Here is a 22341-nt window from a genome sequence, read left to right on the forward strand (position 1 = left end):
ATGACCGCCCCCGACGAGATCGTTCGACGTGCGGGCTTCGAGGTTCTCGGGACGGAGGGCACCGTCGACGAGGTGCGTGACGTCTGGCGGGAATTCTCATCAGCCTCAGCGGTCCCGACCGTCCGCATCGCCGACGACGACCCCGATCCGTCGGCTGTCGAGACCGCGTGGACTCGGGTCGTCGCCTCGACCGGCCTGGTGTCGTCGACGGGCGAGTTCCTCCTCAGCGTCAGCGCGACCGGTACTCACGACGCAGCGTGGCTTCGTGTGCGGGCTGGTGCTGATGCCCGGGTTCTCGATCTCGGGCCGCACGATGGCGAACCGGACCTCGTCGCCACGAACGTGGGCCGGGACGTGACGGTCGCGGTCACGTCCGAGGAGGAGGAGACCTGGATCCTCGTCTCCGCGAGGCGTCACGCCAGGTAGACGTCCACCTCTGCCGCCTTGACGGACAGCCACACGGGCGTGCCCGGCGCGAGCGCGAGCTCGGCGGCGGCCTGCGGCGTGACGTCGGCGGCAAGGTGGTCGGTGCGCACGCGCACGAGGTCGCCGCGCGGCTCCAGCGAGGTCACCGTGCCGCGGAAGGTGTTGCGGGGGGAGCCGTGCCGCTCGTCGAGGTAGACGGAGACGGCGGCGGGGCGGAAGACGGCGGTCATGGGCGCGCCGGCCGCGACGTCGGGGACGCCGTGCCCGTGCGCCACCTCGCCTGCGGGGGTGCGGACGCCGTCGCCGGTCCATGATCCGGTGAGCAGGTTGAGCCCTGCGATACGTGCCGCGAACGCGCTGCGCGGGCGGGCCAGCACCTGCGCCGTCGGGCCGCGCTCGACGACCCGCCCGCCCTCGACGACGGCGACCTCGTCGGCCAGGAGCAGGGCGTCGAGGACGTCGTGGGTCGTGATGATCGCGGTCTGGTCGGCGAGGAGCCGCCGGAGCGTCTGGCGCAGCGCGGGCGTGACGTCGACGTCGAGGGCGGCCATGGGCTCGTCGAGCAGCAGCAGCCGGGGCTCGGCCGCGAGCGCGCGGGCGACGGCGACCCGCTGCGCCTGCCCGCCGGACAGGGTCGAGGGCGGGCGGTCGGCGAGGTGCGCCAGCCCGATCTGCTCCAGCCAGCGCACGGCGGCCTCGTCCGCGTCCCGGCGTCGGACGCCCTGGGAGCGCGGGCCGAACGCGACGTTCTGCCGCACGGACAGGTGGGGGAACAGCAGGGCCTCCTGCGCGAGGAGCGCGACCTGCCGGGCGTGCGGCGGCACCCAGGCGCGGGTGCGGCCCGCCTCGGCCCGCACCAGGGTGCGCCCGTCGAGCACGATCTCGCCGTCGTGCGGGCGCAGCGTCCCGGCCGCCAGGCCGAGCGCGGTGGACTTGCCCGCGCCGTTCGGGCCGAGCAGCGCGAGGGTGCGGCCCTCGGCGACGTCCAGCTCGACGTCGAACCCGCGGGCGGGCAGCGCGGCGGAGAAGGCGAGGGTCACAGGACGCCCCGGTCCCGCCGGGTGACGGCGATGACGAGGACGGCGACCACCACGAGCAGCAGGGACAGGGCCACGGCGGCGTCGGGGTCGGACTCGCGCTGCAGGTAGATCTCCAGCGGCAGGGTGCGGGTGACGCCCTGGAGGCTGCCGGCGAACGTGATCGTCGCGCCGAACTCGCCGAGGGCGCGGGCGAACGACAGCACGGCGCCCGACAGCAGCCCCGGCCACACGAGCGGCAGGGTGACGCGGCGCAGCACTGTGGTGGGGCGGGCGCCGAGGGACGCCGCGACCACCTCGTAGCGCGCGCCCGCCGTGCGGAGCGCGCCCTCCAGGCTCATGACGAGGAACGGCAGCGCCACGAACGTCTGCGCGAGCACCACCGCCGTCGTGGAGAACGCGATCTGCAGGCCGGCGACCTCGAGCGTCTCGCCGAGCAGGCCGCGGCGGCCGAACGTGTAGAGCAGCGCGATGCCGCCCACCACGGGCGGCAGCACCAGCGGCACCATCACCAGGGAGCGCAGCAGGTCGATCCCGGGGAAGCGGCAGCGGGCGAGCACCAGCGCCATCGGGATCCCGAGGACCAGGCACACCAGGGTGCTGGCCGCCGACGTCTGCAGGCTCAGCACCAGCGCCGCCCGCGCCGACTCGCTGGTGATCAGCGACCAGTAGCTCGACCAGTCGACCCGCGTGGCCATCGCGACCAGCGGCAGCACCACGAACAGCCCGCCCGCCGCGGCGGGCACGAAGGCCCACCGCGGCAGGCCGACGGCCGCCTCCGGGTGGTGGCGGAGGCGGCGGTCGGCGCGGGTCGTGGTCATGGGCGGGTCGTGGACATGTCAGGGCCGCGAGGGGCGGTCAGGGCGCCGCGAAGCCGAACCCGGCCAGCGTCTGCTGCCCGTCGTCGGAGAGCACGAGGTCGACGAACTGCTGCGCGAGGTCCGCCTGCTCGGTGTCCGCGACGGGCGCGATCGGGTAGGTGTTGACCGCCTCGGACGACTCCGGGAACTCGACGCCCTCGACGTCGTCGCCCGCGGCGGCCACGTCCGTGACGTACACGAGCCCGGCGTCCGCCTCGCCCGCGATCACCTTGCCGAGCACGTCGGTGACGCTCTGCTCCTCGCTCACGGGCTTCAGGTCGAGGCCCGCGGCGTCGGCGACCTTGGCGGACGCGGCCCCGCACGGCACCTCGGGCGCGCAGGTCACGAGGGCGACGTCCGGGTCCGCGAGGTCCTGGAGCGTCTCGACGCCGGCCGGGTTGCCCGGCGGGACGGCGATCTCGAGCGTGTTGGTCGCGAAGTCCTGCGGCTCGCCCACCAGGTCGTCGGCCGTCAGCTTGTCCATGTTGGCCGTGTCGGCGGAGGCGAACACGTCGGCCGGCGCGCCCTGCTGGATCTGCGCCACCAGGTCGGACGACCCGGCGAAGCTGAGCTGCACGTCCACGCCGTCGTGCGCGGCCTCGAACTGCTGGGCGAGGTCCTCGAACGAGCCCTTGAGCGACGCCGCCGCGAACACGGTGAGCGTCGTCGTCCCGCCGTCGGTCCCGGCGGCCTCGTCGTCCCCGCCCGACGTGCTGCAGCCCGCCAGCGCGGTCACGGCCAGGGCCGCCACCCCGGCGGCGGCGATGTGCTTCCTCATGCGTCTCCTCTGTCCTGGGCCGATCACGCCTCGGCCTCGATCACCACGGTCGTCGACTTGATCACCGCCACCGCGACGGAGCCGCGCTCGAGCCCGAGGTCGCGCACGGCCTCGCTGCTCATGAGCGACACCACGCGGAACGGCCCGCACTGCAGCTCCACCTGCGACATGACCTTGTCGCTCCGGACGTCCGTGACGAGCCCGACGAAGCGGTTGCGCGCCGAGCTCTTCATCCCGCCCGGCAGCGCCGGGACGGTGGCGTGCTCGCGCGCCACCATCGCCACCTCGTACCCGTCCACGACCTTGCGCCCCGCCGCGTCCGTGGTGGACCCGAGCAGGCCGCGGTCGATCCAGCGGCGCACGGTGTCGTCGCTGACGCCGAGGTACACGGACGCTTCCGAAACTCGCATGTGCGGCACGAGCAGGAGCATAGTCCCGCACCTGCGGGTCTGGAAGGTCGATCTTGTCGCGGCGTCCGGGACGGAAGGCGGGTGTACCCGGAGGGGGACGTGAACCCCCTCGCCCCCTGGCCCGCGCGGCGCCCGGGCAGGTCGCGGTCCGCGAGGGACCGCGGGCGGCGGAGAACATAGGCTGACGCCCGTGCATGACGACGTGACGCACGGCCGCCGGTCCGTGGCCGACCACGCGGCCGCGGTGGCCGGGCTGGTCGAGCCGGCCCTGGCGGTGGCCCGCGGGCGCGGCGCGGCGCGGGTCGACCTCGCGACCCTGCTGACGCAGGTCGCCGCGGGCGCCGCGCTGCCGCCGCGGGTGCTGGCCCGCGACGCCGTGGCCGCCGTGGCGCTGCCCGGCTTCGACAACTCCCAGATGGACGGGTACGCGGTGCGCGCCGCCGACCTCGCCGCGGCGACGGCGCAGAACCCGGTCACGCTGCCGGTCGCGGCGCCGGTGCCCGCGGGCACGCAGCCGCCGCCGCTGGACCCGGGCACCGCGGCCCCCGTGATGACGGGGGCACCCGTGCCCGCCGGGGCCGACGCCGTCGTCAAGATCGAGGACGCCGACCCGCCGCGCTTCCCGGACCCGCGGACCAGCGCCGCGGTGCGCTTCGCCGCCCCCGTCGCGCCGGGCACGTTCGTGCGCGCCGCGGGCTCCGACGTCGCGCAGGGCGACCTGCTCCTGGCGGCCGGGACACCGCTCGGCCCGCCGCAGCTGGGCGCGCTCGTGGCGGCGGGCGTCACCGCCGTCGCCGTCGCGCCGCCGCCGCACGTGCTGCTCGTCTCCACCGGCTCTGAGCTGGCGCCCGCGGGCGCCGACCTGGGCCCCGCCCAGGTGCACGACGCCAACGGCGCCGCCCTCACCGCCGCGATCGCGCAGGCCGGGGCCCGCGTCACGACCCGCGTCGTGCCGGACCGCCCCGACGCGCTGCGCCAGGTGCTCGCCGACGCCCCGCACGACGTCGCGCTGGTCGTGACGACGGGGGGCGTGTCCGCCGGGGCGTACGAGGTGGTGCGCCAGACGCTCACCGACGCGTGGTTCGGGCACGTGGCCGTGCAGCCCGGCGGCCCGCAGGGGCTGGGCGCCGTCGACGTCGGCGTGGGGGAGGGCGCCCGCCCCGTGCCGCTCGTGGCGTTCCCCGGCAACCCGGTGAGCGCGTTCGTGTCGTTCGAGCTGTTCCTCCGCCCGCTGCTGGCCGCCGGGACGGGTGCGGCACCCGCGCGGCGCCCGGCCGGCCGGGCCCCGATGGCCGAGCCCCTCGACTCCCCGCCCGCCCTGCACCAGGTGCGGCGCGGCGTGCTCGACGACGGCCGGGTGCGGATGAGCGGCGGCCCCGGCTCCCACCTGCTGACCCACCTCGCCGCCGCGACGGTCCTCGTGCACGTGCCGCCCGGCGTCGCGCGCCTCGAGGCCGGCGACCTCGTCGACTACCAGGAGCTCCGTTGACCGACCACCCCGACCCGACGTCCGACCCGGACCAGGGCCTGTCCCACTACCGCCCCGACGGCGCCGCGCACATGGTCGACGTGTCCGCCAAGGACGTGACCCGCCGCGAGGCGACGGCCGCCGGCGTGCTGCGCACCCGGCCGGACGTCGTCGCGCGCATCGCGACTGGCGACCTGCCCAAGGGGGAGGCGATCGCCACCGCGCGCGTCGCGGGGATCCTGGGCGCGAAGCGCACGCCGGACCTCGTGCCGCTGTGCCACCCGCTGCCGATCTCCGGCGTCGAGATCGACGTCGTGCCCGCCTCGGACGGCTCCGGCGAGGTGCGGATCACGGCGACCGTGCGCACCACCGGCCGCACGGGCGTGGAGATGGAGGCGCTCACCGCCGTGACCGTCGCGGGGCTGACGCTCTACGACATGATCAAGGCGGTCGACAAGGCGGCCGTACTCACGGACGTGCAGGTCGTGGCGAAGTCGGGCGGGAAGTCGGGCGACTGGACGCGGGCGGCGTCGGCCACCGCGGCGGACGGGGAGGGCGCATGAGCGCGCACGCGCACGGTTCGCCGCACCAGCACCAGCAGGGTCACGGGCACGACGGAGGGGAGCGGCCGGAGCGCCGCGTCGCCGTCGTCGTCGCGTCGGACCGCGCGGCGGCGGGGGAGTACGAGGACCGCTCGGGCCCCGCTGCCGTCGCGTGGTTCGCGGAACGCGGGTGGCGCACGACCGCGCCCGTCGTGGTGCCCGACGGCGACCCGGTGCGCGAGGCGATCGCCGCGCTGCTCGTGGCAGCGCCCGAGGACGTGCCGCACCTGGTCGTCACCAGCGGCGGCACCGGCCTCGGGCCGCGCGACCGCACGCCGGAGGCCACGCGCGCCGTCCTGGACCGGGAGGTGCCGGGGATCGCGGAGCTGGTGCGCGCCCGGTCGCTCGCACCCACGGATCCCGCGAAGCGGGCCGTCCCGGCGGCGGCCCTGTCCCGCGGCGTGGCCGGGGTGGCCGGGCGCACGCTGGTCGTGAACCTGCCGGGCTCCGTCGGCGGGGTCGTCGACGGCCTCGACGCGCTCGCCGACGTGCTCGCGCACGCCGTCGACCAGCTCGCCGGTGGTGATCATCCGGCGCCCCCCGTGCCGCGAGGTCGAACCTCCGGTGCCGAGGTCGAGCGCGCGGGGCTCGACCGGGACGCCTCCGGCTCGACCTCGGCATCGGCGACCGTCCTGCGCGCGGACGTCGTCGACACCCCGCTCGACCCGCTGGTCGCCGAGCTGAGCGCGCTGGTGCGCGACGACGCGTGCGGGGCCGTGGCCACGTTCACCGGATACGTGCGCGACCACGACGGCGCGCCCGGTCACGAACGTCGCGTCGCGCGCCTGCACTACGAGGCGCACCCGGACGCGGCCGCGGTGCTGCGGGCGGTGGCCGAGCGGGTCGCGCGCCGCACGGCCGCGGCGACCGGGGACCGCGTGCGGGCCGCCGTCGTGCACCGCACCGGCGACCTCGGCATCGGGGACGTCGCCGTGGTGGCGGCCGTCGCCGCCGGGCACCGGCAGGCCGCGTTCGCCGCGGCGTCGGACCTGGTCGAGGAGCTCAAGGCCGAGGTGCCGATCTGGAAGGAGCAGGGCTTCTCCGACGGCACGTCCGAGTGGGTGGCCTCGCTGGGCTGAGGGCCGCCGGGCAGGCGCCCCCTGGGGGTCACCTGCTGTTCACCTGAGGGTCGGGGTCACGACGACAGGCGGCCACCGGTGCTCCCTAGCGTCGGGCGCGTCACCCCCGGTCTCGTCACCGCCCTACCTCAGGAGAGCCCCCGATGACGATCGCCCCCGAGTCGCGCCCGATGCTGGAGCTCGCGACCACGCCTCACGGCCCCCACTACGCGCGCGGCAAGCGCAGCGCGGTCACCTGCCGGCTGAAGTGCGCGGACGCGTGCTCGCACCCGGCACCCAACGAGTCCGCCAACGAGTACTTCCGCGACGTCGCCGCCCGGGCGCTGTCCCGCCGCGTCATGCTGGGCGGCCTCGCCGCTGCGGCCGCCACCGTCGTCGTCGGCGCCCAGGTGGCCGGCGCGCCCGTCGCCTCGGCCGCCACGTCGGCCGGCGCGGCCACGGGCCGCGGCACCGGCAAGGGCCTCGCCTTCGGCGCGATCGCCCCCCAGGACGCGGGCGTCGACGCCTTCGTCGTCCCCGAGGGCTACGAGTGGTCGCCCATCATCCGCTGGGGCGACCCGATCCTGCCCGGCGGCCGCGCGTTCGACGCGTCGCGCCAGACGCCGGAGCAGCAGGCCAAGCAGTTCGGCTACAACGTCGACTACCTCGACATCCTCCCCGCCGACCCGGGCGACGTCCGCCCGCAGGGGAAGACGAAGCGCGGCCGCCGCGGCCTGCTCGTGAGCAACCACGAGTACACCAACGCGGGCATCATGTTCGACGCGTCGTACGACGCCGCCACCCGCCGCGCCATCGAGCGGGCGGCGTGGGGCATGTCCGTGGTCGAGGTGCGCCGCGACCGCGAGGGCTCGCCGTGGACGTACTCGCGCCTCAGCCGCTTCAACCGCCGCATCACGGTGGACACCGAGTTCCGGGTGGACGGCCCGGCGGCCGGGTCGTACCTCCTGCGCACCGTCGCGGACCCGAGCGGCACCCGCGTGCGCGGCACGCTCAACAACTGCGCGGGCGGCACCACGCCGTGGGGCACCGTCGTCTCCGGCGAGGAGAACTTCAACGCCAACCTGCGCGTCAACGGCAAGGACCCGCGCGACGCGCGCTACGGCCTCGCCGACAAGGCGACGAGCTACGGCTGGGAGCTCGACGACCCCCGCTTCGACGGCAACAACCCCGGCTACGAGTACGAGAACCACCGCTTCGGCTGGATCGTCGAGGTGGACCCGTACGAGCCCGACGAGGCGCCGGTCAAGCACACGGCGATGGGCCGCTTCAAGCACGAGGGCGCCAACGTCATCCTGTCGAAGCGCGGGCACGCGGTGGCGTACATGGGCGACGACGAGCGGTTCGACTACGTCTACAAGTACGTGTCGAAGGAGCGGTTCCGCGAGGGCGCGAGCCGCGCCGCGCGCCGCCACAACAAGACGCTGCTGTCCGAGGGCGACCTGTACGTGGCGCGGTTCGCCGGCGACTCCCCGGCCGCCGAGATCGACGGGACGGGCGCCGTGCCCTCCGACGGTGCCTTCGACGGCACGGGCGAGTGGGTGCCGCTGGTGCAGGACGGCGCGTCGCGGGTGCCCGGCATGACCGTCGAGGAGGTGCTCGTCTTCACGCGCCTCGCGGCCGACGCCGTGGGCGCCACCAAGATGGACCGCCCGGAGGACGTGGAGCCGAACCCGCTCACCGGCCGCATCTACGTGGCGTGCACCAACAACACCGACCGCGGCAAGGCGGGCAAGGAGGGCGCCACCGAGCCGAACCCGCGGAACACCAACCGCGACGGTCACGTCGTCGAGATCATCGAGGACCGCGGCGACCAGACCGCCACGACGTTCACCTGGAACCTGCTCCTCGTGGCGGGCGACCCGTCGGTGAACGACTCGACCTACTTCTCCGGCTTCCCGGCCGACCAGGTCTCGCCGATCTCCTGCCCGGACAACCTCGCGTTCGACGCGGACGGCAACCTGTGGATCTCCACGGACGGCGCCCCGTCGACCATCCAGAAGTGCGACGGCCTGTTCAAGGTGACCCTCACGGGCCGTCAGCGCGGGCGGGTGGAGCAGTTCCTGTCGGTGCCGCGCGAGGCGGAGACCTGCGGCCCGGTCGTGGACTCGCGCGACCGGATGGTCTACGTCAACGTGCAGCACCCGGGCGAGAACGGCAGCACGGCCGACCAGCACTCGTACTTCCCGGACTACCTCGGTGAGGGCGAGCGCGCCCCCGCCGGCGCCTGGCGCGGCCCGCGCCCGTCGACCGTCCAGGTCTACCGGACCGGCCGCGGCGAGCACCCTGGCCACGGGAACGGCCACGGGAACGGCCACGGGAACGGGCACGGTCACGGCAAGGGTGACGGCTGGGACGGCCCCGGCCCGTTCCCCTGGCCCCGCCACCGCTGACGCCCGGCTGACCCCGGCTGACGCATCGAGCGTGCTGACTTCGTCCTCGTACCGCCCGTTCGCGGACGAAATCAGCACGCTCGTTGCCTGCCGGCGGAGTTCGTAGACTGGGGAACCGTGACCACCCCCGAGGCGCCCGCGGGCGCCTACCTCGACCACGCCGCCACGACCCCCATGTCGCGGGCGGCGCTCGAGGCGTACGTGGCGGAGGCGGGCCACACCGGCAACGCGAGCTCGCTGCACTCGGCGGGGCGCGGGGCCCGGCGGGCGGTGGAGGAGTCGCGCGAGTCGGTGGCGGCGTCGCTCGGCGCGCGGCCCAGCGAGGTGATCTTCACCGCGGGCGGCACGGAGGCGGACAACCTCGCCATCAAGGGGATCTTCTGGGGCCGGCGCCGGCAGGACCCGCGCCGCACCCGGGTGCTGGTGTCCGCCGTGGAGCACCACGCCGTGCTGGACCCGGCGTTCTGGCTGGCGGGGCACGCGGGCGCGGAGATCGTGCTGCTGCCGGTGGACGGCGACGGCCGGATCGACCTGGCGGCGCTGCGCGCGGAGCTGGCCGAGCACGCCCACGAGGTGGCCCTCGTCTCGGTGATGTGGGCCAACAACGAGGTGGGCACGCTGCAGCCGGTGCGCGACGTGGTGCGGCTGGCGCACCAGCACGGGGTGCCCGTGCACACGGACGCGGTGCAGGCGGTGGGGCAGGTCGAGGTCGACTTCGCGGCGTCGGGCGTGGACGCGCTGACGGTCACGGCCCACAAGCTGGGCGGCCCGCTGGGCGTGGGCGCGCTGCTCGCCCGCCGGGACCTGCCGCTGGAGGCGGTGCTGCACGGCGGCGGCCAGGAGCGCGGCGTCCGCTCGGGCACGCTGGACGTGCCCGCGATCCGCTCGTTCGCCGTCGCCCTGGCGGAGGCGGTCGGCGGCCGGCGGGAGCGCGCGGAGCGCCTGGCGGCGCTGCGCGACACCCTCGTCGCGGGCGTGCGCGCCGCGGACCCCGAGGCCGTGCTCCGCGGCCCCGACCCGGCGTCCGACGACGGCGCCGCGGCGCGGCTGCCCGGCAACGCCCACTTCACGTTCCCGGGCGCGGAGGGCGACTCGCTGCTGTACCTGCTGGACTCGGCGGGCGTGCAGGCGTCGACGGGGTCGGCGTGCCAGGCGGGCGTGCCGCAGCCGTCGCACGTGCTGCTCGCGATGGGTGTGCCCGAGCTGGAGGCGCGCGGCGCGCTGCGCTTCACGCTCGGCGCGACGTCGTCCGACGACGACGTCGAGCGGCTCGTCGCGGCCCTGCCCCAGGTGGTGCAGCGGGCGCGCGCGGCGGGCCTCGTGTCCGCGCGGTCGGGAGGCGCGGCGTGAGGGTCCTGGCCGCCATGTCGGGCGGCGTGGACTCGGCCGTCGCCGCGGCGCTCGCCGTCGAGGCGGGGCACGACGTGGTGGGCGTGCACATGGCCCTGAGCCGCAACCGGGACCAGTTCCGCACGGGCTCGCGCGGCTGCTGCTCCATCGAGGACGCCGGCGACGCACGCCGGGCCGCGGACGTGCTCGGCATCCCGTACTACGTGTGGGACCTGTCCGAGCGGTTCGAGGAGACCGTCGTCGCCGACTTCCTGTCGGAGTACGAGGCGGGCCGCACCCCGAACCCGTGCGTGCGCTGCAACGAGCACATCAAGTTCGAGGCGCTGCTGGACAAGGCGACGGCGCTCGGGTTCGACGCCGTGGCGACCGGGCACTACGCCCGCGTCGTCACGCACGAGGCCGAGGACGGGACGGTGTCGCGCGAGCTGCACCGGTCCCCGAACGACGAGAAGGACCAGTCGTACGTGCTCGCGGTCATGGGGCCGGACCGCCTGGCGCGCGCGATGTTCCCGCTCGGCGGGTTCGCCACCAAGGCTGAGGTGCGCGCTGAGGCGGAGCGGCGCGGCCTGTCGGTGAGCGCCAAGCCCGACTCCTACGACATCTGCTTCGTGGCCGACGGCGACACCCGCGGCTTCCTGCGCGACCGGCTCGGCTCCCGGCCGGGCGAGGTCGTGGACACCGCCGGGAACGTCGTCGGCGAGCACGACGGCGCGTACGCGTTCACGGTGGGCCAGCGCAAGGGGCTCGGCCTCGGTCGCCCCGCTGCCGACGGCCGCGCGCGGTACGTGGTGGACGTGCAGGCGTCGTCCAACACGGTCGTCGTGGGCCCTGCCGAGCTGCTCAGCGTGGACCGCGTCGCCGCGGGGCGGGCCGTGTGGTTCGCGCCGGCGCCGCAGGGCTGGGTCGACGCCGAGCTGCAGATCCGCGCCCACGGCGCGCCGGTCCCCGCGCGGGTGCGCGCGACGACCGGCACGCCGGCGCGGGACGGGTCGGTGGGCGACGACGGCGCGCCCGGCATGGAGCTGCGGCTCACGGGCACCCCTCTGCGGGGCGTCGCCGCCGGGCAGTCCGCCGTCGTCTACCGCGGCACCCAGGTGCTCGGCCAGGCGACCGTGGCCGACGCCTGGCGCGGCTAGGCCGCCGAGGCCGCGTCCCGCCCGTACGCCTCGAGGAGCCGCAGCCAGACCTCGCTGACGGTCGGGTAGGCCGGGACCGCGTGCCACAGCCGGTCGAGCGGCACCTCCGCGGCGACGGCGATCGTCGCGGCGTGCAGCAGCTCGCCGACGTCCGGGCCGACGGCGGTGAAGCCGACGACCACCTGCCGGTCCTCGTCGACGACCATGCCGGCCCGCCCCGTGTACCCGTCGGCGCGCAGGGCGGCGCCGGCGACGGACCCGAGGTCGTGCTCGACGGTCCGCACGCGGAGCCCGGCCGCCGCGGCGGAGGCGGCGGTGTGCCCGACGGTCGCGACCTCCGGGTCGGTGAAGACCACCTGCGGCACGGCCCTCAGGTCGGCCGTGGTGGCGTGCCGGCCCCAGGGGGAGAGGTCGACGGCGGCGCCCCGCGCCCGCGCGACGATCGTGTCGCCGACGGCGCGGGCCTGGTACTTGCCCTGGTGGGTCAGGAGGGCGCGCCGGTTGACGTCGCCGGCGGCGTAGACCCGGCCGTCGCCGACCGGGCGGCCGTCGGGCCCGAGGACCCGCAGGGAGTCGTCCACCCGCAACCAGTCGCCCGGGGTGAGCCCGAGCCGCTCCAGGCCGACGTCGTCCGTGTGCGGGCGCCGCCCGGTGGCGACGAGGATCTCGTCGGCCCCGAGGGCGGTGCCGTCCGCGAGGTCGACCCGGACCCCGTGGCGGTCGCGGCGGACGGCGACGGGTTCGGTGCCCTCGCGCAGCTCGACGCCGGCCGACTTGAGGGAGTCGGCGACGAGCGCGGCGGCGAACGGCTCGACGGCGGGGAGCAGGCGGCCGCGGGCGACCAGGGTCACGCGCGCTCCGAGGCCCGCGTACGCGGTGGCCGACTCGGCGCCGACGACGCCGCCGCCGACCACGACGAGGCGGCGCGGCACCGCCGGGGCGGAGGCCGCCTCCCTGCTGGTCCAGGGGGCGGCGTCGGCCAGGCCCGCGACCTCCGGCAGGCGCGCGCCGCTGCCCGTGGCGACCACCACGGCGTGCCGCGCCTCGAGCGCGGTCGTGGACCCGTCGGCACCCGTCACCTCGACGGTGCGCGCGTCGCGGATCCGCCCGGTGCCGCGGACCAGCGTGATCCCGGCGCCCTCCAGCCAGGCGACCTGGCCGTCGTCCTCCCAGTGGGCGGCGAAGCCGTCCCGACGGCGCAGGACGGCCGCCGCGTCGAGCTCGCCGGTCACGGCGGCGCGGGCGCCGGGCAGGCTCCGGGCGGCGCGCAGCGCGGCGGCGTCGCGCAGCAGGGCCTTCGTGGGCATGCAGGCCCAGTAGGAGCACTCCCCGCCCACGAGCTCGCGCTCCACGACGGCGGCCGTGAGGCCGCCCCGCACCACGCGGTCGGCGACGTTCTCCCCGACCGGGCCGGCGCCCACGACCACGACGTCGACGACGGTGCGGGTCATCGCGCGGCGCCCTGCACGACGCGGTGCAGCCGCAGCGCGGAGACGAGGAAGAAGATGCCGCCGAGGGTGGCGTACCCGGCGAGCGGGGTCAGCGCCGCGTCCGGGCCGCCGGCCATCATGACGAACCCGCCGCCGGCGAGCACGGAGATGCCGCCGCTGAGGATCATGGCCCACTGGCCGCCGAGCCCGCGGCGCCGGACGGCCACGACGAGCTGCACGAGCCCGGCGGTGATCGCCCAGGCCCCCCAGACGCGCAGCACGGCGGGGATCCCCGACGTGACGGCGACGCCCAGGCCGACGGCGGCCAGCAGGCTGAGGACGACGTTGACCCGGAGCCCGACGGCGGGGCGGGCGGCCTTCGAGGCGCGCAGGTCGACGACCGCTGCGGCGACGTCGAACAGCGGGTACAGCACGAGCAGCGTCGCGCTCACCGGGCCGACGGTCGCCGCCGTGAGGAACAGCAGCACGGCCCAGACGACGGCGAAGCCGAAGCGGACGAGATAGAGGTTCCGCAGCGCCGAGGCGGTGGCGGTGGATGGTTCGACGGTGGTGGTCACGGGGCTCTCTCCTGGGTGGGGACGGAGGTAGACTGACTAGTCACTCTACCGAGCGTGACCGTACACACGGCCGGTCGTCCCGCGCAAGAGGGACCGCCCCGGCGGCCGGCCGGGAGGGGCAGGAGGACACGTATGATCGCGACCGTGCAGGGGTCGGTGGGAGAGCGCCTGGTCGAGGCGGCGAGCGAGCTGTTCTACAGCCGCGGGCTGCGCGCCGTGAGCGTCGACAAGGTCATCGACCGGGCCGGGACCACCAAGGTGACCTTCTACCGGCACTTCAAGAGCAAGGACGACCTCGTGGTCGCGTACCTCGAGCGCCGGGCGGCGCTCGAGCGCGACGGCGTCGAGGCGGCCCTCGCCGCGGGGGCGGGTGACGTCGACGCCACGCTGCGCCTCGTCGCCGACGGCACCGGGGCCCTCGCGTGCAGCCCCGGGTTCCGCGGCTGCCCGTTCATCAACGCCGCCGCCGAGTACCCCGACGCCGACAGCGCGGTCCGCGCGACCGTCGACGCGCACCGGCGGTGGTGGGCGAGCGCGTTCGAGCGGCTCGTCGCGCCGCTCGCGCCCGCCGACCCGGCCGCGGTCGCCGAGGACCTGATGCTGCTGCGCGACGGCGTCATGGTCGCGGGCTACCTCGGCGACCCCGCCCGGGTCGCCGCCTCGTTCCTGCGCAGCTGCCGGGCGGTCGTCCGCGCCTGACGCCGTCCCCCCGCGGGTCCGAGGGCGTCAGCCCCGCGCGAGCCGCTGCCGGTGCGCCTCGTAGAGCACGATCGAGGCGGCGTTGGACGCGTTGAGCGAGCTCGCCGACCCGGCCATGGGGATGGCGAGCGTGACGTCGGCGGCCTCGCGCCACCCCTTCGACAGGCCGGCGGTCTCGTTGCCGACCGCCAGGAGCACCGGGCCGGTGAGGTCGACGTCGGCGGGCGCGGCGTCGCCGTCCTCGTCGGTCGCGACGACGGTGACGGGCGTGCCCGCGGCACGCCGCGCTCCCACCCAGTCGAGGACCTCGTGGTGGGACGCCGCGCGCACCACGGGCAGCGCGAAGAGGGAGCCCGTGGAGGCGCGCACCGACTTCGGGTCGTAGGGGTCGGCGGCGTGCCCGGTCACGACGAGCCCGTCCGCGCCGAACGCGTCCGCGGACCGCACCACCGCGCCGATGTTGCCCGGCTGGGTGGGGCGGTCGAAGACGACGCCGAGGAACGACGGACCCACGGGGACCCGGCCCAGGTCGTCGGCGGGCATGGCGACGACGGCGAGCAGCTCGGAGGCCCCGGCGTCCTTCTCGGAGAGCTCGGCGAGCAGGTCGGGCGACATCGCGATGGTCTCGGCGCCGGTCGCCTGCAGCAGGTCCTGCGCCCACGACGACAGCCGGCGGTCGGTCTCGTGCAGCAGGGTGCGCACCTGCCAGCCGTGCTCGACGGCCATCGTGATGGGCCGCACGCCCTGCACCAGGAACTCGCCGGCGCGGCCGCGCTTGGTGCGGTTGGTGAGCAACGTCTGTAGCTGCTGGAAACGGGCGTTGCGCACGGTGATCCGCATGGCGGCAGTCTCCCACGACGGCGCGGGGGCTCCGGGCGTCGCCCGGCGCGGGGATCACCGTCGCAGCTCGTGCTCCCACCACACCTGGTCGCGCGTCACCCAGTGCTCCACCTCGAGCCCGTCGGTCACGCGCGCGAGGTGCATCTCGCGCACGGTGAAGCGGCGGTGCGACGGCGGCACCCCGAGGAAGAACCCGGCGTGCAGCGCGCTGAACGCCACGTGCAGGGCCACGAGCTCGCCCTCGCAGATCGCGTGCAGCACCTCGACGCGCTGCTCGTCGAACGCGTCGTGGAACCACTGCATCGTGGCGACCAGCGCGTCGGGGCCGCCGGTGCAGCCGGGCAGCACGTCGTGGTTGCGGAAGCCCGGCGCCAGCTGGCGGCGTAGCACCGCCTCGGCACCCGACGGCATCGCGTTGGCGTGGACGCGCGTGGCCACGGCGCGGGCGGTGGACGGCAGGTGGTCCGGGCCCGTCAGGGGGTGCGCGGGGACCGTGCCCGCGGGCGACGCGGGCGCCTGGTCGAGGATGACGGACATCGGGACTCCTTCGTCCGGCCGTTACGGTGCTCCCGGTGAGCGCCGACGACGGCCGCTCTATCTTCGAGAGCAGCGAGCCGCCGCGACGTGACGCGGCGGGGGAGGTGACGTGGTGGTGAAACTCGCGACGACCCGCGGGGCGGCGTCGTGACGGCGGTCTCCGGGCACGGCCCGTGGCCCGGCGGCGCGCGCGACGAGCTCGTGGCGCAGCAGACCGTCCTCGACGACCTGGCGTCCCTGCCGACCGGCGTCGACCCGGTGCCGTTCCTCGCGCAGCTGACCGGGCGCGGCCCCGGCGCGGACCCGGTGGGCCGCACGGCGGCGCTGCTCGCCGAGATGCCGGTGGAGCTCGGCGCGCACGGCTGGAAGCTGACCGACCATCCGGGCGTCGACCTGCGGCGCGCCGACGCGCTGCTGCGCGAGGACCTGTCCGCCCTCGCCGTCGCCGCCGTCGGGCACGACGGCCCGCTCGCCGTCGAGCTGGTGGGCCCGTGGACGCTCGCCGCGGAGCTCTGGTCGGCGCGCGGGGACCGCGTGCTCGCCGACGTCGGGGCGCGACGCGACCTCTCCCTCGCCCTGGCCGAGGCCGTGCGCACCCACCTCGCCGACGTGCGCGCGCAGGTGCCGGGCGCGACGCCGGTCGTGCAGCTCACCGAGCCGCTGCTCGGCCAGGTGCACGCCGGGGTGCTGCCCAGCTTCTCGGGCTACTCCCGGCTGCGCGCGGTGCCCGGGCCCGACGTCGTGGAGGGCCTGCGTCCCGTGATCGAGGCGGCGCACGACGCCGGCGCGCGGGTGGTGGTGCACCTCGGCGCCACGTGGGTCGGGGTGCCGCCCGTGGCGCTCGCGGGGGCCGACGCCGTCGGGCTGGCCCTGGCCGACGTGGGCCCGGACGGCTGGAACGAGCGGGCCTGGGAGCTGCTCGCCCGTGCCACGGAGCGGGGCGTCGGGCTGTGGGCGGGGCTGCCGCCCGCCACGGTCTCGCAGTGCTCCGGGCCGCAGCTCGGGGAGCTGGTGCGGATGGTCGCGGAGCCGTGGCGGCGCGTGGGGCTGCCGGCGTCCGGGCTCGCCGACGTCACGCTGCTCGCGGCGCCGCGCCGCCGGCCGGCGGACCTCGACACGCACCGCGCCGAGCTCGCGAACCTCGGCCGGGTGGCGGAGGCGATCGCCGAGCGCGCCACGGCCTGACCGGCGACCGACCGGGGCCCGATCGAGGGAGATCTCGTCGAGGTGCCCGTCGGGCTCCCGGACGTGCCCCCCGACTGCGTAGGCTGAACCACGGCGTCGGCCCGAGGGGTGCGGTGCCCGCGACCTGACCCCGACCTGCGAAGGACCCTCGTGACCAGCCTCCGAGCCGTGCTGTTCGACCTCGACGGCGTGCTCACCCCGACCGCCGAGGTGCACATGCGGGCGTGGGAGCGCCTGTTCGCGCCCTACTGCCAGGAGCGTGGCCTCGCGCCGTACACGTCCGCGGACTACTTCGCGCACATCGACGGCAAGCCCCGCTACGACGGCGTGGCCGCGTTCCTCGCGTCGCGCGGCGTCGAGCTGCCGCGAGGCACGGCCGAGGACGCGCCCGGCGAGGACACCGTGAGCGCGCTCGGCAACCGCAAGGACGCGATCGTCAACCGGATGTTCGACGAGGAGGGGATCGCGCCGTACCCCGGCTCGGTGCGCTTCCTCGACGCCGTGACGGCGGCGGGCGCGCAGGTGGCCGTGGTCTCGTCGTCGCGCAACACCCCCGCCGTGCTCGCCGCGTCCGGGCTCGCGGACCGCTTCGACGTGGTCGTGGACGGCAACGTCGCGGCCCGTGAGCACCTGGCCGGCAAGCCCGCCCCGGACACGTACCTGCGCGCCGCCGCGCTCCTCGGCGTCCCGGCGGAGCAGTCCGTCGTCGTGGAGGACGCGCTGTCCGGCGTGCAGGCCGGCGCCGCGGGCCCGTTCGGCCTCGTGCTCGGCGTCGACCGCGGCGTCGGCGCGCAGGCCCTCGTCGCGCACGGCGCGGACCGCGTGGTCGGCGACCTGGGCGAGCTGGACGCGTCCGTCCTCGACGCGCCCGCCGCCCGGGCTGCCGAGCACCACGAGCTGGGGGAGCAGGCATGATCAAGCGCACCGCCGACGAGCAGCGGTCCGTGGACCGCATGCGCTTCCCGGCCGAGCCGTGGCGACTCGTCGAGGCGGAGTTCTCCGCGGAGGACCTGGGCGTCACCGAGTCGCTCTTCGCGGTGGCCAACGGCTACCTCGGGATGCGCGGCAACGTCGAGGAGGGGCGCGAGTCCCACGCCCACGGCACGTTCGTCAACGGGTTCCACGAGACCTGGCCGATCCACCACGCCGAGGAGGCGTACGGCTTCGCCAAGGTGGGCCAGACGATCGTCAACGCCCCGGACACCAAGGTGATCCGGCTGTACGTCGACGACGAGCCCCTGCTCCTGCCCGTCGCGGACCTCATCGACTACGAGCGCGCCCTCGACCTGCGCGACGGCGTGCTGCGCCGCGAGATCCTGTGGCGCACGCCGTCGGGCAAGCGGGTGCGCGTCAGCTCCGAGCGCATGGTGTCGTTCGTCGAGCGGCACCTGGCCGTGATGACGTTCGAGGTCACGCTGCTCGACTCCGACGCCCCGGTCGCGATCTCCTCGCAGATCCTCAACCGCCAGGACGGCCAGGACGAGTACCACGTGCCGGCCGCGTCCCTCGGCGAGGGGTTCGACCCGCGCAAGGCGGAGGCGTTCGCGGGCCGGGTGCTGCAGCCGCAGACCCGCTGGGGCGACGACGAGCGCCTCGTGCTGTCCTACCGGAGCACCAACTCGGGCATGACGCTCGCCGTCGCCGCCGACCACCGCCTCGAGACCGAGGACGAGTGGGACGTGCGCACGCAGGTGGACGACGACCTCGCCAAGCACGTGTTCCGCGTGGACGCGAAGGCCGGCCACCGGATCCGCCTCACCAAGGTGGTCACCTACCACACGTCCCGCGGCGTCCCCACGCGCGAGCTCGTCGACCGCTGCCGCCGCACGCTGGACCGCGTCCGCGCGGGCGGGGTGCAGGCCCAGTTCGACCACCAGCGCGAGTGGCTGGACGACTTCTGGACCCGGTCCGACGTCGAGATCGCCGGGCGCCCGGAGATCCAGCAGGCGGTGCGGTGGAACCTCTTCCAGCTCGCGCAGGCGACGGCGCGCGCCGAGGGCTCCGGCGTCCCCGCGAAGGGGCTGACGGGCAGCGGCTACTCGGGGCACTACTTCTGGGACACGGAGATCTACGTGCTCCCGTTCCTCACGTACACGAGCCCGCGGTACGCCCGCAACGCGCTGCGCTTCCGCTACCAGATGCTCGACGCCGCCCGGCGTCGCGCGCAGGAGCTGTCGCAGAAGGGCGCCCTGTTCCCGTGGCGCACCATCAACGGCGAGGAGGCCTCGGCCTACTACGCGGCGGGCACGGCGCAGTACCACATCGACGCGGACATCAGCTTCGCGCTGGTGCAGTACGTGCGGGCCACCGGCGACACCGACTTCCTGCGCCGTGAGGCCGCCGACCTGCTGGTCGAGACCGCGCGCATGTGGGAGGACCTCGGCTTCTGGCGCGCCAACGGCGACGACAACTTCCACATCCACGGCGTCACCGGCCCGGACGAGTACACGACGGTCGTCAACGACAACCTCTTCACCAACGTCATGGCGCGCTTCAACCTGCGCGCGGCGGCGTTCGTCGTCGAGCGGATGCGCGAGGACCACCCGGAGGACTACGAGCGCCTCGCCGACCGGCTGTCGCTCGGCGTGCACGAGACCACCGAGTGGCGGCGCGCCGCCGACCACATGTCCATCCCGTACGCCGAGAGCATCGGCATCCACCCCCAGGACTCGCACTTCCTCGAGCGGGAGATCTGGGACCTCGCGGCGACGCCGGTCACCAAGCGGCCGCTGCTGCTGCACTACCACCCGCTGGTCATCTACCGGTACCAGGTGCTCAAGCAGGCGGACGTGGTGCTGGCGCTCTTCCTCCAGGGCCAGCACTTCACGCCGGAGGAGAAGCTCGCCGACTTCGAGTACTACGACCCGCTGACCACGGGGGACTCGACGCTGTCGGGCGTGGTGCAGTCGATCGTCGCGGCCGAGGTGGGCTACCACGAGCTGGCGCTGGAGTACTTCGTCTCGTCGCTCCTGGTGGACCTGGCGAACCTGCACGACAACGCCTCGGACGGCGTGCACGTCGCGTCGGCGGGCGGCACGTGGTCGGCGCTGGCGTTCGGGTTCGGCGGCATGCGCGACCACGACGGCGAGCTGACCTTCGACCCGCGCCTGCCGCAGGGCTGGGACGAGCTGACGTTCCGCGTCATGTGGCACGGCTCTCGGCTGCGCGTCTCCGTGCGCGCCGAGGAGCTCGAGCTCACGGCCGAGACGGGCGAGGGCGCGCAGGTCGCAGTGCGCGGCGAGCAGGTGAAGGTCGGGCCGGGCGAGTCCGTGCGCGTCCCCCTCGACGGGCAGGGACCGGTGCGGCCGGGCCGCCCGAGCCTGCGCGCGCTGTCCGGCAACCGGCGCGACGACGGCACGCTCATCACCGCGACGGTGCCGCACTCCTGAGCCGCCGGTCGAGCCCGTCGGGACCGCCGTCCCGACGGGCTCGCCCTGCAGGTCTCGCCGGCACCCTTGCCGCCCCGCGACGCGATCGCTACTGTCGTCGACCAGATGCGTCGATGCGCATCGATGATCGCCGCCGGGATCCGGCGACGTCCGCGACGACGGGAGACGACGTGCCGAAGGGGCCGACCAGCGCCGACGTCGCGCGCGAGGCCGGGGTGTCGCAGTCGACGGTCTCCTACGTCATGAGCGGCAAGCGCCCGATCTCCCCGGGGACGAGGCGGCGCGTCCAGGAGGCCATCGACCGCCTGACCTACGAGCCGCACGCCGGGGCGCGGGCCCTGGCGGGGCACCGCACCAGCACCGTCGCCGTCGTGGTGCCGGTCGACCCGGACTCCAGCGCGCAGCGCCTCATGGTGTTCGTCGAGGAGATCCTGCTGGCCGCGCGTCGGCGCGACCACGACGTGCTCCTCGTGACCGCCGACGAGGGCCCGGCCGGGCTGCGCCGGGTCGCGGGACGCTCGCTGTGCGACGCCCTCGTCGTCATGGGGGTCGGCACCGACGACGACCGCGTCGACGTGGCGCGGGAGCTGCCGCTGCCCGTCGTGTTCATCGGGATCCCCGACGACGCCGCGGGGCTCGACTGCCTCGACTTCGACTTCGAGGCCGCGGGCGGCCTGCTCGTGGCCGAGCTGGCCGACCTGGGCCACCGGACGGTGGACGTGCTGGGGTGGGGGCCGGACGTCACCGCGCAGGGCATCAACTTCGTGCCGCGGTTCGAGCGCGGCGCGCGTGCGGCGGCCGCGGCGCGCGGCGTCGAGCTGCGCTGGCACCGGCCGGCCGGGGAGCCGGACGTGCGGCGGGCGGTCGACGGCGCCCTCGCGTCCGGCGCGGTGCCCGGCCTCGTGCTGGCGACCGCGATCCCCGAGGCGCTGCGCGCGCTGGCCGACCGGGGTCGCCGGCCGGGCGCAGACGTCGACGTCGTCGGCCTGGCCCTCGACGCCGAGGCGGAGCCGCACGGTCTCACCGCCACGTCGCCGCGGCCGCGCGACGTCTCCCGGCGCGTGATGGAGCGCGTCTTCGCCCTGCTCGACGGCGACGCACCGCGCGGTGCGGGGCAGGAGCTCGCGCCCGCGGTACTGGTGCGGCGCGCGTCGACGCGCACCGCGCCGGCGGCCGGCTAGCCCGGCCCGACCGCCACCCGGCCGAGGGCCGGCGCGGCGGAGCCCCGCAGGACGTCGATGCGCATCGATACCGAGGAGCACCTACGAGACGCACCCACGAGAAGCACGCATCCGAGAACCAGCCACCCGATCACCAGCCACCCGAGTGAAGGAGACACCATGACCGCACCGATCCGCGTCACCGTCTGGGGCGAGAACCGGCACGAGCAGCTCGAGCCGTCGGTCGCCGCCCGGTACCCCGACGGCATGCACGGCGCCGTCGCCCAGGGCATCGAGGCCCACCTCGGCGCCGGCGCGCGGGTGCGCACGGCCACCCTCGACGACCCCGAGCACGGGCTCACCGAGGAGGTCCTGCGGGACACCGACGTGCTCACGTGGTGGGGGCACGCCGCGCACGGCGAGGTCTCCGACGAGGTGGTCGAGCGCGTCCACCGGCACGTGCTGGAGGGGATGGGGCTCGTCGTCCTGCACTCGGGGCACTGGTCCAAGATCTTCATGAAGCTCATGGGGACCTCGTGCACCCTGCGGTGGCGCGCGGAGCACGACCGGGAGCTGGTGTGGACCGTCGACCCGACGCACCCCATCGCCCGGGGGGTCCCGCACCCGATGATCATCGAGGAGGACGAGATGTACGGGGAGTTCTTCGACGTCCCCGCCCCGGACGAGACCGTCTTCCTCAGCACGTTCTCGGGCGGGGAGGTCTTCCGGTCGGGCATCACGTACCGCCGCGGCTACGGCAAGATCTTCTACTTCCGCCCCGGCGACCAGGAGTACCCGACGTACTTCCACGACGGTGTCCGCCGGGTCATCGCCAACGCCGTCGGGTGGGCCGTCACCGTGCGTCCGGAGCGCACCGCCCCCACGCTGCTGCGGTACGACACCGAGGACTTCTACGGGGGCCAGGGCTATGGCGGCGCGCTGAGCGACGAGGCCCGCGCCGCCGCGACGGAGGCCGGGCTGTGAGCG

Annotated in this window: 21 protein-coding genes; 13 read left to right on the forward strand and 8 right to left on the reverse strand. The window is 75.6% G+C overall.

The genetic code is table 11. From position 1 onward, the window contains the following. On the forward strand, window positions 1–426 hold the full coding sequence (locus ACFU9A_RS21465) for a hypothetical protein (protein ID WP_430577332.1): 426 nt from the start codon (window positions 1–3) through the stop codon (window positions 424–426). Here ACFU9A_RS21465 and ACFU9A_RS21470 read toward each other — a convergent pair. From ACFU9A_RS21470 to ACFU9A_RS21485, 4 genes are read right to left on the reverse strand one after another with little or no spacing between them, the layout of a single operon-like run. After that, window positions 414–1466 (reverse strand): sulfate/molybdate ABC transporter ATP-binding protein, encoded by a 1053-nt coding sequence (locus tag ACFU9A_RS21470; RefSeq protein WP_430577333.1) that lies wholly within the window; start codon window positions 1464–1466, stop codon window positions 414–416. The genes ACFU9A_RS21465 and ACFU9A_RS21470 overlap by 13 nt on opposite strands. Then, entirely contained in the window at window positions 1463–2284 is an 822-nt protein-coding gene (locus ACFU9A_RS21475) for an ABC transporter permease (RefSeq protein WP_430577334.1), read from the reverse strand. The genes ACFU9A_RS21470 and ACFU9A_RS21475 overlap by 4 nt, the downstream gene beginning before the upstream one ends. 37 nt (window positions 2285–2321) lie before the next feature. After that, window positions 2322–3101: a molybdate ABC transporter substrate-binding protein gene (gene modA, locus ACFU9A_RS21480; RefSeq protein ID WP_430577335.1), complete on the reverse strand. Its 780-nt coding sequence runs from the start codon at window positions 3099–3101 to the stop codon at window positions 2322–2324. Window positions 3102–3124: 23 nt separating this feature from the next. Next, window positions 3125–3520 (reverse strand): molybdopterin-binding protein, encoded by a 396-nt coding sequence (locus ACFU9A_RS21485; RefSeq protein ID WP_430577336.1) that lies wholly within the window; start codon window positions 3518–3520, stop codon window positions 3125–3127. Between the two features lie 181 nt (window positions 3521–3701). On the opposite strand from ACFU9A_RS21485, the gene glp reads away from it, so the two are divergent. From glp to mnmA, 6 genes are all read left to right on the forward strand, one after another. Continuing rightward, a complete protein-coding gene (glp, locus tag ACFU9A_RS21490) occupies window positions 3702–5000 on the forward strand; it encodes a gephyrin-like molybdotransferase Glp (protein WP_430577337.1) in 1299 nt (432 codons plus the stop codon). Further along, window positions 4997–5542 carry a cyclic pyranopterin monophosphate synthase MoaC gene (gene moaC / locus ACFU9A_RS21495; RefSeq protein WP_430577338.1) on the forward strand — a complete coding sequence of 182 codons (546 nt, stop codon included), beginning with the start codon at window positions 4997–4999 and terminating at the stop codon, window positions 5540–5542. Before glp ends, moaC begins: the two co-directional genes overlap by 4 nt. Next, entirely contained in the window at window positions 5539–6660 is a 1122-nt protein-coding gene (locus ACFU9A_RS21500; RefSeq protein WP_430577339.1) for a molybdenum cofactor biosynthesis protein MoaE, read from the forward strand. Before moaC ends, ACFU9A_RS21500 begins: the two co-directional genes overlap by 4 nt. A gap of 170 nt (window positions 6661–6830) precedes the next feature. Beyond that, a complete protein-coding gene (locus ACFU9A_RS21505) occupies window positions 6831–9050 on the forward strand; it encodes a PhoX family protein (protein WP_430577389.1) in 2220 nt (739 codons plus the stop codon). A gap of 117 nt (window positions 9051–9167) precedes the next feature. Beyond that, entirely contained in the window at window positions 9168–10400 is a 1233-nt protein-coding gene (locus tag ACFU9A_RS21510) for a cysteine desulfurase family protein (RefSeq protein ID WP_430577340.1), read from the forward strand. Continuing rightward, a complete protein-coding gene (gene mnmA, locus ACFU9A_RS21515; protein WP_430577341.1) occupies window positions 10397–11536 on the forward strand; it encodes a tRNA 2-thiouridine(34) synthase MnmA in 1140 nt (379 codons plus the stop codon). The genes ACFU9A_RS21510 and mnmA overlap by 4 nt, the downstream gene beginning before the upstream one ends. On the opposite strand, the gene ACFU9A_RS21520 is transcribed toward mnmA, so the two are convergent. Beyond that, complete coding sequence (locus tag ACFU9A_RS21520) at window positions 11533–12987, reverse strand: dihydrolipoyl dehydrogenase family protein (RefSeq protein ID WP_430577342.1); 1455 nt, start codon at window positions 12985–12987, stop codon at window positions 11533–11535. The genes mnmA and ACFU9A_RS21520 overlap by 4 nt on opposite strands. Then, a complete protein-coding gene (locus ACFU9A_RS21525; protein WP_430577343.1) occupies window positions 12984–13544 on the reverse strand; it encodes a hypothetical protein in 561 nt (186 codons plus the stop codon). Before ACFU9A_RS21525 ends, ACFU9A_RS21520 begins: the two co-directional genes overlap by 4 nt. A 132-nt stretch (window positions 13545–13676) precedes the next feature. On the opposite strand from ACFU9A_RS21525, the gene ACFU9A_RS21530 reads away from it, so the two are divergent. After that, on the forward strand, window positions 13677–14243 hold the full coding sequence (locus ACFU9A_RS21530) for a TetR/AcrR family transcriptional regulator (RefSeq protein WP_430577344.1): 567 nt from the start codon (window positions 13677–13679) through the stop codon (window positions 14241–14243). A gap of 27 nt (window positions 14244–14270) precedes the next feature. Here the strand turns inward: ACFU9A_RS21530 and ACFU9A_RS21535 are convergent, their stop codons facing one another. Both ACFU9A_RS21535 and ACFU9A_RS21540 read right to left on the reverse strand, forming a co-directional pair. Continuing rightward, window positions 14271–15083, reverse strand: coding sequence for a TrmH family RNA methyltransferase (locus ACFU9A_RS21535; RefSeq protein WP_430577345.1), 813 nt, complete (start codon window positions 15081–15083; stop codon window positions 14271–14273). Window positions 15084–15137: 54 nt separating this feature from the next. Further along, window positions 15138–15620 (reverse strand): ester cyclase, encoded by a 483-nt coding sequence (locus ACFU9A_RS21540; protein WP_430577346.1) that lies wholly within the window; start codon window positions 15618–15620, stop codon window positions 15138–15140. Window positions 15621–15767: 147 nt separating this feature from the next. On the opposite strand from ACFU9A_RS21540, the gene ACFU9A_RS21545 reads away from it, so the two are divergent. The 5 genes from ACFU9A_RS21545 to ACFU9A_RS21565 all read left to right on the forward strand — a co-directional run bounded on the left by ACFU9A_RS21545 (window position 15768) and on the right by ACFU9A_RS21565 (window position 22338). Continuing rightward, window positions 15768–16805 carry a hypothetical protein gene (locus ACFU9A_RS21545; RefSeq protein ID WP_430577347.1) on the forward strand — a complete coding sequence of 346 codons (1038 nt, stop codon included), beginning with the start codon at window positions 15768–15770 and terminating at the stop codon, window positions 16803–16805. 150 nt (window positions 16806–16955) lie between these two features. Then, window positions 16956–17720: an HAD family hydrolase gene (locus ACFU9A_RS21550; protein ID WP_430577348.1), complete on the forward strand. Its 765-nt coding sequence runs from the start codon at window positions 16956–16958 to the stop codon at window positions 17718–17720. Beyond that, window positions 17717–20194 (forward strand): glycoside hydrolase family 65 protein, encoded by a 2478-nt coding sequence (locus tag ACFU9A_RS21555; RefSeq protein WP_430577349.1) that lies wholly within the window; start codon window positions 17717–17719, stop codon window positions 20192–20194. Before ACFU9A_RS21550 ends, ACFU9A_RS21555 begins: the two co-directional genes overlap by 4 nt. 170 nt (window positions 20195–20364) lie before the next feature. Further along, the gene (locus ACFU9A_RS21560; protein ID WP_430577350.1) at window positions 20365–21375 is read left to right on the forward strand and encodes a LacI family DNA-binding transcriptional regulator; all 1011 of its coding nucleotides are present in this window, start codon (window positions 20365–20367) and stop codon (window positions 21373–21375) included. 159 nt (window positions 21376–21534) lie between these two features. Continuing rightward, window positions 21535–22338 carry a ThuA domain-containing protein gene (locus tag ACFU9A_RS21565; RefSeq protein WP_430577351.1) on the forward strand — a complete coding sequence of 268 codons (804 nt, stop codon included), beginning with the start codon at window positions 21535–21537 and terminating at the stop codon, window positions 22336–22338. The last annotated feature ends 3 nt before the right edge of the window (window positions 22339–22341 follow it).

It is taken from the genome of Isoptericola sp. NPDC057653 (assembly GCF_042799955.1).
Lineage (GTDB): Bacteria > Actinomycetota > Actinomycetes > Actinomycetales > Cellulomonadaceae > Isoptericola.